This window comes from Porphyromonas sp. COT-290 OH860, from assembly GCF_000768935.1.
In the GTDB taxonomy this organism is placed as follows: domain Bacteria; phylum Bacteroidota; class Bacteroidia; order Bacteroidales; family Porphyromonadaceae; genus Porphyromonas.
In genome coordinates this window covers 1-12,298 of record NZ_JRAR01000042.1, presented here as the reverse complement: position 1 = coordinate 12,298, position 12,298 = coordinate 1, and the positions used below count along the sequence as shown (strand labels likewise).

Annotated in this window: 10 protein-coding genes and 1 tRNA gene; 10 read left to right on the top strand and 1 reads right to left on the bottom strand. The window is 50.2% G+C overall.

Features of this window, described 5'->3' with window-relative positions:
• The first annotated feature begins 1,079 nt into the window (after positions 1-1,079).
• The 3 genes from HQ41_RS04290 (at position 1,080) to HQ41_RS04280 (ending at position 4,753) form a co-directional block, all read left to right on the top strand.
• Entirely contained in the window at positions 1,080-2,183 is a 1,104-nt protein-coding gene (locus HQ41_RS04290; protein ID WP_152567337.1) for an endonuclease/exonuclease/phosphatase family protein, read from the top strand.
• Between the two features lie 65 nt (positions 2,184-2,248).
• Complete coding sequence (locus HQ41_RS04285; protein WP_044188395.1) at positions 2,249-3,979, top strand: bifunctional UDP-sugar hydrolase/5'-nucleotidase; 1,731 nt, start codon at positions 2,249-2,251, stop codon at positions 3,977-3,979.
• Between the two features lie 12 nt (positions 3,980-3,991).
• Positions 3,992-4,753, top strand: a complete 762-nt coding sequence (locus tag HQ41_RS04280) for a 3'-5' exonuclease (RefSeq protein ID WP_044188392.1) — start codon at positions 3,992-3,994, stop codon at positions 4,751-4,753.
• Positions 4,754-4,820: 67 nt separating this feature from the next.
• On the opposite strand, the gene HQ41_RS04275 is transcribed toward HQ41_RS04280, so the two are convergent.
• Positions 4,821-4,902: transfer RNA gene (locus tag HQ41_RS04275), tRNA-Leu, on the bottom strand.
• Between the two features lie 235 nt (positions 4,903-5,137).
• Between HQ41_RS04275 and HQ41_RS04270 the strand changes: the two genes are divergently transcribed.
• From HQ41_RS04270 to HQ41_RS04245, 7 genes are all read left to right on the top strand, one after another.
• Entirely contained in the window at positions 5,138-7,021 is a 1,884-nt protein-coding gene (locus HQ41_RS04270) for an ABC transporter ATP-binding protein (RefSeq protein ID WP_044188389.1), read from the top strand.
• An 18-nt stretch (positions 7,022-7,039) separates the two neighbouring features.
• Positions 7,040-7,474: a hypothetical protein gene (locus HQ41_RS04265; RefSeq protein ID WP_044188385.1), complete on the top strand. Its 435-nt coding sequence runs from the start codon at positions 7,040-7,042 to the stop codon at positions 7,472-7,474.
• Between the two features lie 109 nt (positions 7,475-7,583).
• Complete coding sequence (locus tag HQ41_RS04260; RefSeq protein WP_044188382.1) at positions 7,584-8,288, top strand: Crp/Fnr family transcriptional regulator; 705 nt, start codon at positions 7,584-7,586, stop codon at positions 8,286-8,288.
• Between the two features lie 34 nt (positions 8,289-8,322).
• Positions 8,323-9,687: a Na+/H+ antiporter NhaA gene (nhaA, locus tag HQ41_RS04255; protein ID WP_044188379.1), complete on the top strand. Its 1,365-nt coding sequence runs from the start codon at positions 8,323-8,325 to the stop codon at positions 9,685-9,687.
• 175 nt (positions 9,688-9,862) lie between these two features.
• Positions 9,863-10,015 (top strand): 50S ribosomal protein L34, encoded by a 153-nt coding sequence (gene rpmH / locus HQ41_RS09480; RefSeq protein WP_081964754.1) that lies wholly within the window; start codon positions 9,863-9,865, stop codon positions 10,013-10,015.
• A gap of 129 nt (positions 10,016-10,144) precedes the next feature.
• Positions 10,145-11,056, top strand: a complete 912-nt coding sequence (locus tag HQ41_RS04250; protein ID WP_044188376.1) for a DUF2156 domain-containing protein — start codon at positions 10,145-10,147, stop codon at positions 11,054-11,056.
• Positions 11,046-12,131: a GNAT family N-acetyltransferase gene (locus HQ41_RS04245; protein WP_044188374.1), complete on the top strand. Its 1,086-nt coding sequence runs from the start codon at positions 11,046-11,048 to the stop codon at positions 12,129-12,131. Before HQ41_RS04250 ends, HQ41_RS04245 begins: the two co-directional genes overlap by 11 nt.
• Positions 12,132-12,298 lie beyond the last annotated feature (167 nt).

The following is a 12,298-nucleotide window of genomic DNA, read 5'->3' as shown; positions in this document are numbered from 1 at the left end:
GTCCCTTGCCGAATCACAAAGCGTGAGGGGACACGTGATCTTGGGATAGAACCATCTATCATATTATTAGGTATTAAGCTCTGCTTCTAGGCACAACTCGGTTTTAGTAATCAAAATCTATAGGCCTCTTGGGGCAAACGCACCCAAATATTCAAAGTTTCTTCTGTACATAGCAACCCCTAGATCTTGGAGAGATAGAGCTTCATCCTAAGCCCCCGAAGTATATATGTGCTGCATATCAAAATCGACAAAGACCTGAGTGTTTTGCTATCGAATACGGGTCTTGGACAAATTTTTCATTGCCTCAAGCCACTATGTATCTAACCGTTTTGCAGCTCTGTGCTACTTGGCTCTAGACTCCCAATAGACCACTGAGGGCCCCAAGGACTCTGCCTCCTAGACACAGGGAAACACTCTATCGGGCGACAAAGGTAGTGTTTTTTTGATGAACGACAACACCTTACACCCTATGTATTTATTCAAATCTACTAGTTAGAGTATCGCCTAAAACCGTTCCAGAATACTTAGCACAAAGGATTGATATCCTCTAGAGATTCATCTTTTTAGTTAATTATTGCAAAAGGATTTCTAAGATTTTTCAGGGGGACGAGGGGAGTTTCATCGAGATGAATGGGGATATGGTCGAAAATTGATGGGCAGTTTTTTTCGGATTGTAGGACTAATCTGATGCGATGTGTCCACCAAGCTCGGGAGATTGGTGGGAAGAAAATCTCAAAAGTGTGCCACAGACGCATGGAGCTTCCGCTAATTACAATTCAAACATATTGTGTGTTAGCATTTTAACGAAAACCCACTTGAGCTGGTTATTTTCATTCGACTGGAGCTAAGTGCCGAAACAAGGTCGGACGCCATCTAGGACCTCCCAGAGGCCAAATACGAGGTCTACCCTTTTTACGCCTCGTCCATAAGGCTTTTCCCTACAACATTCTGAAAACTGGTCTAAAATCTAAATTGAACAGCAGTTTGGCTAGGCAAAGATTTCATGAGGCCAATAGGCCAATAGTTATCATAAATCGTATAACTTTGAAGAGTTCTATTTACACAACTCACAATAGCAAATGAATCCCCCAATCCACCTCTATTGGCGATGCTCTAGGCCTATCGATGTGGTGGCGACTATACTTCTACCGATTATTATGTCCTCCCTATCCCTTACACAAGCGACGGCACAGCCACTGAGCTACACGTTGATGAGCTACAATGTGGAGAACCTTTTCGACATCGTAGACGACCCGACTACCGAGGACGAAGATTTCTTGCCAGAGGGTGCCAACCTATGGAGCCACAAGCGCTATCGGCGCAAGCTGGAGCGGATCGCCCAAGTGGTGAGCCGTGCTGGTGGCTTATCTTGGCCTGCTTTCGTCGGTCTAGTTGAGGTAGAGAATGGCGATACGCTCAGCGATCTACTCAGGCTAACCCCTCTGCGCAAAGCGGGCTATGCCTATAGCATCACACAGAGCGCAGACCCTAGAGGGATAGACGTAGCTCTACTCTATCGCAAGGAGCTATTTGAACCAACCGACTTTAGGGAATATCCAATCTACTTCGACGGATATCCTAACAAGACCACCCGAAATCTGCTGCAAGTATCTGGCCTCTTTCGAGGCAAATACCTACTCAATCTCCTAGTCTGCCATTTCCCCTCTCGCCGAGAAGGCGTACGCCAGAGCGAAGGCTTTAGGCGTGGTGTGGCACGCAAGCTCAGGGAGATCTGCGATAGCCTGCACCACGCCCAGCAAGGGCAAGGGCACTTCGTGATCATGGGGGACTTCAACGGCTCTCCCGAAGAGCCTGCCACACGAAGCGACCTAGGCGCACAGCTCTCTATGCCGAGGGATGGGCTAGAGCAGAGTAGCGATACCCTGCGCCTGTACAATGCTTTCGCCCGCTTGCCAAGCCTAGAGGCCCCTGCAGGGAGCTACTGCTTTAGGGGTGTCTGGGAGCAACTGGACCAAATCATCATCTCCGAGAGCCTGCTCCAGAGCAAGGCACAGCTGCGCTACCACCACGGCTCTGCTCGCAACTATTGCCCCTCTTACCTCGGGCACGAACCTCGCCAAGGAGGGCACTTAGTGCCTTGGCGTACCTACGCTGGGCCACACTACCAAGGCGGATATAGCGACCACTTCCCCGTACTCATCGAGCTACTTGTGGAGGAATAAGCGGTCTTATCTTTACCTTTGTCGTACAATCAGTTGAGATATTCATCAATTATAGTACGACAAATATGACTCGTAAATCTCTTTTGCTCCTAGGCTACACTCTAGTACTGGGGCTAGTACTGTCGGCCTGCTCGGGCGGCAAAACTACCACGACGCTACGCCTGATACACACCACAGACGTACATGGCAATCTATTCCCCGAGGACCACATCAACCAGCGTGCAGGCACGGGTAGCATGGCACGCCTAGCCGAGATGATGCGGCAGGTACGCGAGCAAGAGCCCAACGTACTCCTACTTGACGGGGGCGACTTCTTGCAGGGCGAGCCAATCACCTATTTCTCCAACTACATCGACACACTCAGCCCCAATGCTGTCAGCTCGGCGATGAACTACCTCAAGTACGACGCTGCCGTCATCGGCAATCACGACATCGAGCCGGGGCATAGCGTGTACGACAAGTTCGTCCGTGAGGCCAAATTCCCCGTGCTAGGAGCTAATGCCCTCGTAGAGGGAAGCGACAAAAGCTACTTCGAGCCCTACAAGGTCTTCGATCTATCGGGAGTGCGTGTGGCAGTACTGGGGCTAGTAACCCCTGCGATCCCACAGTGGCTACCCAAGCAGCTCTATGAGGGCATGGAGTTCCAAGACATCATCGAGAGCGCCCAGATCTGGGTGCCACGGATCCTCGAGAAGGAGCAACCCGATCTGCTGGTCGCCCTCATACACTCTGGCCTGACCAACGACAATGAGAGCTATATGGAGAATGCTGGCGAAGCGCTATCGACAGCTGTAGCAGGGATAGACATCATCTTGATGGGTCACGACCACCGCCAGACAAATAAGTGGATCAAACGTAGCGAGAGGGACTCGGTACTGCTGATTAACCCCGCCAATCATCTAGACTTCGTGAGCGACCTAAGCATCACTATCACCAAAGACGGCGACAAGACCGCCAAGCACATTACTGCAACCCTGCACGACCTCAATCAGTATCAGCCCGATGCCGACTTCCTCAAGACATTTGCTCGAGAAGCAGAGGGCGTACAGGGCTTTCTAGACAAGAGGATCGGATTGATTGATGCTCCCGTAGTAGCCGCTGATGCCCTTTTCGGTCCCTCGGCCTATATGAATGTGGTGCATCAGATGCAGATGTACACAGTAGGAGCCGAGCTATCCTTCGCCGCACCTCTGAGCCTATCTGCCGAGCTGGCAGCAGGAGATGTATATGTACGTGATCTATTTAAGTTCTGCCCTTTCTCCAATCATCTCTATATCATGGAGCTGACTGGTGCCGAGATCAAGGGCTATCTGGAGCACTCGTATGCTGGGTGGACAGAGCAGATGACCAGCCGCGAGGGGCATCTAATCAAGTTCCGCCCCGATGCGCAGCCTACCGATCGCTACAAGACGCTCGTACCTACCTTCAACTATAGCGCAGCTCACGGCATAGACTATACGGTAGACGTAACGAAGCCCGCAGGCGAGCGCATCAACATACAGCAGATGTCTAGTGGCGAACCCTTCTCTCTGGACAGACGATATAGAGTGGCCATCAATAGCTACCGTGCCGGAGGTGCTGGCGGTATGCTTACTCTAGGCTCGGGCATCGACAAAGCCGACCTCTCGGGGCGTATCGTTGGCTCATCGGAGCTAGATCAGTTCTTCAGCCTCATGAAGTTCTTCGAGGTCAAGGGCGTTGTTAGCCCTGTCAAGGCTGGCAACTGGAGCTTCCTCCCTGAAGCTTGGGTACAGGAGGCTGCCGAGCGAGATAGAGCGTTCCTATTCGCCAAGTAAGACGGTCTATATATGCCACTACTGCTATTGGCATTGCTCATCACACTAGGTCTGGCACTCGTGCTAGGCCTAGTGCTGTGGTACCTCAAGCGCAAGCGGCGTCAGAGGCTCGCAGCAGAGAGCTTCCGCCCTCGGCTACGCCTAAGCATTGAGGAGTCTGAGCTCTTTGGCCTAGGTGCAGGCAGCCCTAATGCGCCCTATTACCTAGTACTAGATACCGAGACTTTCGATGCGATAGACCCCGAAATGCCTCAAGAGGCATGGAGCCCATCGAGGATTGTAGCCCTATCGTGGCAACTGACCGATCGTGCAGGGCAAGCCATCAAGGAGGAGAGCCATACGCTCCGGCAGGCTGGGACGATGCAGCACGAGGCAGTCCGTATCCATGGCATCAGCAACGAGCAGATGCAACAGGGAGAGGCACCTCTCCCTGTGCTACACAAACTGATGCAGGATCTCGAGGAGGCCGAAATCGTCGTAGCCCACAATGCATGGTTCCACCTCTCCACACTCACCGCAGAGTTACAAGCCCACGGCTTAGACACATCAACCTTAGAGGGCAAATCATATATCTGTACTATGGAGTGGGGGCGTGACCTAGGGTGCAAAATCGGTGGCGATGGGCGCAAGCTATACCCTCGGCTAGATGAGCTATTCGGGTTTCTCTACTTCGGTCGGCTCGCCGTACCGATCAGATATCGGAGCAAAACGCTCAGAGATGTGCGCCTCGTGGCGGCATGCCTCAGGAGAATGAGCCTCCCTGTGGCCGAGTAACACGTCAGACAGTGAGATATAAGGATACAAAAAAGAAGCCTGCAAGATATCTTGCAGGCTTCTTTCGTGCGGTTGAAGGGACTCGAACCCCCACGCCTCTCGGCATCAGATCCTAAGTCTGACGTGGCTACCAATTACACCACAACCGCATGAGGCAGAACTTCAATAGTTCATTTGCACTGCAAAGGTAAACACATTCTTTGTAACTTGCAAACAAATCGGCACTTTTTTGTCCAGAACTCTCAGACAACCCATGATAGCTAACTATAAAAACATAGGACTTGAATAGAGGCTAGAGCTCTTAAAGCAAGAAAATTAAGAAAGTGTTTCGTACCTTTGCGGCGCAAATAAAGTGCCCCAGCAAGGGCTATCATACTCAAAGCATTGAAAGATTTACTACATCTACTTAGGCTCTACGTGCCCCCCTATAGGGGATATCTTGTGCTAAGCATTCTGGCCAACATCTTGAGCGCACTGCTCAACCTGCTGGCCTTCTCGTTAGTTATGCCTATTCTGCGTATCCTATTCCAGATCGAGGAGCGAGCCAAGGAGCTGATTCCCCTCTCAGGCTTCGATCTATGGAGCAAGTCTGGCTGGAGCGACCTCGGGCACGCCCTCAACAACAACTTCGCCTACTATGTGGGGCAAGCCGTAGACCAGTATGGGGTATCGCATACGCTCGTTCTGCTTAGCCTCTACCTAGTCTTGATGACAGGGCTCAAAGTCGGGGCTACCTACCTAGGCTTCTACTGTATGATCCCCATACGTACCGGGATCGTGCGTGACATACGCATCGCTATCTACAACAAGATCCTCTCCTTACCACTGGGTTTCTTCAGCGAGGAGCGCAAGGGCGATGTGCTAGCACGTATCTCTGGCGACGTGGGCGAAGTGGAGAATTCCATTATGAGTTCGCTCGACCTAATCCTCAAAAACCCAATCCTCATCACCGTTTATTTGGGCATGATGATCCTAGTGAGCTGGAAGCTCACACTCTTCGTCTTCATTCTCCTACCAGTAGCTGGCTTCATTATGGGACGTGTGGGTAAGGCGCTTAAACGAGATAGCCTAGAGGTACAGACCCAGTGGGGGCAAGTGATGAGCATGATAGAAGAAACTCTTGGAGGGCTGCGTGTCATCAAGGCTTTCGCTAGTGAGGGCTATATGGGTCAGCGCTTCGCAGAGGCACACAATAAATTTCGCCGTGCGGTGATGGGGCTATTCCGCCGTCAGCAGCTCGCTCACCCAATGAGCGAGTTTCTCGGTACGGCTACGATCGCCGTGGTACTATGGTACGGCGGTGTGCTGATCCTCGACGGACGTAGTGGCATCGACGCCTCGACCTTTATCTACTACCTAGTTATCTTCTATAGTTTGATCAACCCACTCAAGGATTTAAGTAAGGGGATCTATGCCATACGCAAGGGTATGGGATCTATGGATCGTGTCGATATGATCCTCAAAGCGAATAACCCTATCGCAGATCCCTCAGATCCCAAACCAGTGAAGTTTGAGCAACAGATTGAGCTACGCAACGTATCCTTCCGCTATGCCCAAGAGTGGGTGCTGCAAGACGTCAATCTAACCATCAAGAAGGGGCAAACTGTAGCCCTCGTAGGACAGAGCGGTGGAGGTAAGAGTACGCTGGTAGATCTTATCCCCCGATTCTATGACGTAGAGTCTGGGCAGATCTTGATCGACGATGTAGATATTAGAGATTTTGCCCTCGCTGACCTTAGGGGTATGATGGGGAACGTTAATCAGGACCCAATCCTTTTCAACGACACCGTCTTTAACAATATCGCCTTCGGTATGGATAACGCCGACGAGGCAGCCGTACACCGAGCTGCAGACATCGCTCATGCTAGTGAGTTTATCGACCAGATGCCCGAGGGCTACCAGAGCAATATCGGTGACAGAGGCACAAAGCTCTCCGGGGGACAGAGGCAGCGTCTGAGCATTGCACGTGCTGTGTACAAGAATCCGCCTATCCTTATCCTTGACGAAGCCACATCTGCACTCGACACCACGAGCGAACGACTAGTACAGAGTGCCCTAGAGCGCTTGATGCACGACCGCACAACCATCGTCATCGCCCATAGACTCTCGACTATTGTGCACGCCGACCTGATTTGCGTCATACACGAGGGACGTATCGTCGAGCAAGGCAGACACGAGGAATTGCTCGCCCGAGGCGGATATTATACACAACTCTACAACCTACAACTAAATACATCTGTTAGTCATACAGAGGGAAGACCTCGATAAAGCATAACAAAATAAAGTATGACTACAGATAAATCAGCTCCACAGCCCGCAGATCTCGGGCAAGTCGCCTCCTACATGCCTTGGGTGGAGGTATTTCAAGATATGGGCTACCCTATGCCTTACCCAGAGGTTGTGATGGCAGGCGAACTAGCATATGCCCAATTTACCCAAATGAACAGCCTACTGATGATGCTCTCATGGGAGGGCAACAACCAAGCACACTATCGCCTAGAGGCAGTAGAGGCATCATACGAAGCCTATCGCCTAAGCGTAAATCTACAGCTAGAGAGCATAAGTGAAGCATGGGGGATGATCGGCATCAGCGATGCCAAGCTACGAGATTATTTGCTACAAGGAGTGGCACTCTGGGCCAGGCATAAGAAACTACCCAACAGCCAATTGAAGATGATTCGTATCGCTCCCACAGAGTGGATGATGACAGCAAGCAAGTAGAGGATAGTGCCGCAACGGACGAAAATCTGTATCTTGCGCTGTGCGTGTACCTTTGACAGGCTACAACACCTAGGTATTGGAAGGACTAAACTGACTAATAGTTTTTGCATTGGGAGCAGAGGAATGTATTGATCACCCAGCGGCACAACTGACGGCTCTGTGGACTGCCTTAAAAACAAATAAGGAGCGTGACAAGCTCAAGGATAATCTACATGAGGCAGCCTATCTATACGGAGATCGTATATTCACAGAGGGTGATCCCGTCGAGTATCTCTTTTATCTACACTCGGGCAAAGTCAAGATGTATCGCGAGGGTGTGGGCGGTCGTAGCCATATCACTCGACTAATCCGTCCGGGGCAGTTCTTCGGCATACGCCCTTTCTTTGCCAACAAGCATACCCAAACCACGGCCGTGGCTTACGAACAGAATGTAGAAATATTCAAAATCAATGTCGATGCAATCAAGATGCTGCTCGACAACAATACACAGGTCTGCCACTACTTCTTGGAGGCTCTATCTCTAGAGTTGGAGCTTGCAGAGGAGCGCACGATCAGCCTGACGCAAAAGCACATCAGAGGTCGTCTGGCAGAAACTCTGCTGATGCTGATCAAACACTACGGCTTCGAGGCCGATGGCGCTACCCTAGCTATCAACCTAAGTCGAGGAGATCTGGCAGCCATGAGCAATATGACTACCAGCAATGCGATCCGCACCCTATCTCTATTCTCCAACGAGCGCATCATTGCCCTAAACGGGCGCAAGATCCGCATCATCAATCTCGACGGCCTAGACCGCATCAGTCAGCTAGGCTAAACGAATAGAATACAACAACTACAATAACGGAAATATGACTAGACTAAATCAACTGCTTCTACCATTAAGGCGGATCTCGCTGCCACGCCCCAATGCTTCGGTGCTGCTATTCGTCGCTGCCCTAGTGGCTGTAGCGATAGCCAATTCGTCTTGGAGCGATGTGTATCAGGATATTCTCAACTATCCGATCGAGGTTAAACTACTAGGCTTCGAGCTTTTCTCCCACCATGGCCATACGATGACGCTGGCGCAGTTCGTCAATGATGGGCTCATGGCTATCTTCTTCTTCGTCGTGGGACTCGAAATCAAACAAGAAATGATGGTTGGGGAGCTATCTTCGTTCAAGAAGTCCATCCTACCGATTATTGCGGCTTTTGGCGGTATGATTATCCCAGTACTATGCTTCTTTGCAATCTGCCACGAGGGGCCAGCCACACGAGGCGCTGCTATCCCTATGGCTACGGACATTGCTTTTGCCCTAGCGCTCATCAGTGCTCTAGGCAGCCGAGTCCCCAACTCATTGCGCATCTTCTTGATGGCTCTGGCCGTGGTAGACGACATCGGCGGCATCATTGTCATCGCTCTATTCTATAGCTCCCATGTGGCTTGGGTCCCTCTGCTTATTGCTTTGGGGGTTCTACTCATCGTAGCATTCATCGGCAAAATGGGTATGCGCAACCCTATGTTCTATCTCACGGCGTTCTTCGGTGTTTGGTTACTCTTCCTAGAGTCTGGTATCCATACTACCATCGCTGGTGTACTCGTAGCGCTATGCGTACCCCTGACAACCAAGGTGCATATTAAGGAGCTACAGCTCAAGCTCAGAGAGCAGTTTACCTCCCTAAACAAGTCCGGACATCGTGAGTGCTCAAGCGGTCTTGTACTCTCGCACGACCAAATAGATGTTACCGAGAAATTAAAGAAAACACTCGGACGTAGCATCAGTCCGGTACAGACGATCGAGCATATGATCGCACCTTTTGTAAGCTACTTTGTCCTACCGATCTTTGCATTCGTCAATGCAGGGGTGTCTTTCGAGGGTATCACCTCAGACGGCCTACTTCAGTTGCCTCTAGCCATCTTCCTTGGGCTCTTTGTCGGCAAAACGATTGGCATTAGCCTATTCACTTGGGTAGCTATTAAGCTCAAAGTTTCGTCTTGGCCCAGCGGCATGAACTTGCGTAACCTCATTCCTCTATCGGTCTTCGGTGGGATTGGCTTCACGGTATCGCTATTCATCGCTAGTTTATCCTATGGTGTTGGTCACGAGGATCTACTCAACCAAGCCAAGCTCGGGATCTTTGTCGGCACGATTGTTTCGGGAGTAGTAGGCTACATCGCACTCGGCTCAGTACTCAAAAAGACTCAACCCACAGAAGAGGTTGCTACTCCAAACTAGACAAAGCTCTAGCAACCCCATTTCGGCAGAATCATCGAGGTGCTATCGAGTAGCCTCAGAGCTCATTGTAACAAATCGCTCCGTGTCAAAATTTTGACTTATGTAAATTTATGACTACCTTTGCGCCTCGAATGTAGCTCCCGTAGAGTATAATTATAATTAAAATATATCAGAGATGAAGAGAACGTTCCAACCATCGAACCGCAAGAGAAAAAATAAGCATGGCTTCCGTAGCCGTATGGCTACTGCCAATGGTCGTCGTGTGCTAGCTGCCCGTCGCGCGAAAGGGCGTGCTAAGCTAACTGTATCTGACGAATACTGCGGTTAAGAGCTAACGCTAGTGAGGGCCCTCGCTGGCGGTCAAAGCAAACTAGAGAGCATCTGTCCCCAGTGGATAGATGCTCTCTAGTTATTATAGTAGCAAAACAATTCTCCGACTAGGAGCGTTCAGATAAATATGGAATCTATTGTATTCAAACCAGTTTCACTCGAGGATAAGGAAATCATACAGAGCTTTACGCTCAAAGGTAGCTCTCAGATTTGCGACCTCGCTTTTGCCAATCTATATGGCTGGAGCGAGCGGTACGGCACTTCGTGGGCAATCCTACACGATACACTCGTCATCAGCTTCCAGCCTCTAGGGCGTTCGCACCCTGCGTTCCTAATGCCTATCTGCGATAGCCCACAAAGCTTCACTCAATGTCTAGAGGCACTCAAGATATTGGCAAATGAAGGCGGCTACCCACTTGTATTGATGGGAGTGGGACCAATGTGTCGCCAAAAACTTGATGCTCTTGCCCCTAATGCCTTCCACTACATCAGTGACGAAGGAAGTCGTGACTACATTTATCTAAGAGAGAAGATGAGCACTCTCTCGGGTAAAAGCCTACAGAGCAAACGCAACCACATCAACAAGTTTGAGAGGCTCTATCCCGATTACTCGTATGAGCCAATCACTCGGAACAATCTAGAAGAATGCCTCGCCATCGCAGAAGCATGGCTTGAGCAGAGCGACGACCATGGCGGTGAGCAGGAGGAGAAGCGAATGATTCGGCGCATCACACAGGCTTTCGAACCTCTAGGTCTATTGGGCGGAGCGATTCGTGTAAACGGGCGTATCATTGCTTTCTCTCTCGGTTCGCCAATCAATGAGAACACCTTCGGGGTACACGTAGAGAAAGCACTTGTTGAGTACGAGGGAGCCTTCGCCATGATCAACCGTGAGTTTGCTCGCCATATCCCAGAGCAATACACCTACATTAACCGAGAAGAAGATCTCGGACTAGAAGGTTTGCGCAAGAGCAAGCTATCCTACAAGCCTGAGATTATCTTCCCCAAAGACGTTGCGCTGCTCAGATATGATTCTTAGCCAAGGCCAGATTAATCAGCTCAATCCCGATCGCATTCGAGAGGAGGCACAAGAGCTCTGGGAGCTGTGCTTTGAAGATAGCCCCGAATTTATCGCATTCTATTTCGGTAAGGTCTTCAAGCCCGAGGAGGCGTACATCGCTCACTCAGCAGATGGACAAGCGATTGCTCACATTCATGCCAAGCGTTACCCATTCTCTTTGGGGACTCCTAGACAAGCAAACCTAGAACCCTCTGCTCTACCCCAAGGCTTTTACGTTTCGGGGGCTTGTACTCGTCCCGAACACAGAGGGCAAGGAATCATGCGTGATCTGATGATACACACCATGCAAGCTGAGGCCATGCAAGGCAGGATACTGGCATTCCTCATTCCTGCAGACAATGAGTTGCGGAGCTATTACAAGAAGCATTTCGGTTTCATGACTAACAATTACCTCCACTCAACCAACTCTCCCGAGAGTGCTAGCCTTGATTACGAAGCCGACAGCTCTCAAGGGTCTGCATATAGCTCGGTGGTGGACTTTCTATACCACACAGAGCAGGGGAAAGCACAAGCAGGGATTAGGAGAGAGCGGGCAGACTGGGCTAATATCTGTACTGAATACGAGATAAGCCCTCAAGCAAGTATTGAAGTATATCGAGAAGAGGCAAGCGAAAATATCTTAGCTTGCGCATTGATACGCCTAACAGAGCGTACAATCTTCGTTGATGGCATTTTTGGCACACCAACTTATCGCCGTAGATTACTGCAGCGAGTCCAATCAGCTTACCCTCAATACGAGCTGAGGATAGTTCTATCTCAAGCCTCTTCTGAGCAAAACCAAACGACACCAAGGGCCATGATCCGTCCGCTGAGATTTGATATTTTCCTTCTCGAGTATCAGCTCCTTTATCCCAACGAAGAGATAAAATTTTCACTACTAGACGAGATACTTCCTCAAAACACTGGCGACTATTGCATCACTCAAGGGGAAGTTTCATTTACTGCAGGTAAAACAGAATATCCACAGATGAGTATCCCTGAGTTTGTCACACGGTTTATCCCCGAATATGAAATGAGATTTCTACACGAGTAGAAAAGACATAACGCAGCAAGGGCGTAGCACTGTTTGAAGTTGTTACGCCCTTGTTGTTTTTTGCAAGAAGAGACTATTGCGCAATGCGCCGCTCAAAGTTTCTTGTATCTTTCTCGGTGTTTTTTGCGTGTTTGAGCGGCTTGGGGAGCCTTGAATACTATCCCCCT